Genomic DNA, 404 nt, shown 5'->3' on the forward strand with positions numbered 1-404 from the left:
TGACGGTTGGGGCGATGATGTCTATTACAATTCGAATGATGATACCTATTACATTGACATAGACGGTGACGGCTTTGTTGATTCGGCCTATGTCAATGACGGTTATGACGAATCTGATTCCGGTGACGACTGGAGTTCGGGCGATGAAACCACGACTCCGCCAGACCCTGACCCTCTTCCTGACCCGGGAGATGCTCCGACTGATTCCGGTGAGGGGGAATTGGGTGGAGGAAGCGGTGAGGTTGAACAAGGGGGTGATGGTAACAATCAGCAGTCCCAATCTCCTCCTCCCGTGCCTTTCAATGAGGCTGAACAGAAGAAGGTAAATTCTCTGCTGAGTATCTTGGAAAAGAACCATGGGATCAATCCTTCCAAATATACGATTATGAAATCAAATAATTGTA

General features: G+C 48.0%; 1 protein-coding gene. It reads left to right on the forward strand.

Annotated elements, in window-relative coordinates:
• Positions 1-404: hypothetical protein (locus tag NW212_RS15255; protein WP_258339464.1), on the forward strand; the 404-nt coding region annotated here is incomplete at both ends.

The organism is Bacteroides sp. ET225 (assembly GCF_024733745.1).
GTDB lineage: Bacteria > Bacteroidota > Bacteroidia > Bacteroidales > Bacteroidaceae > Phocaeicola > Phocaeicola excrementipullorum.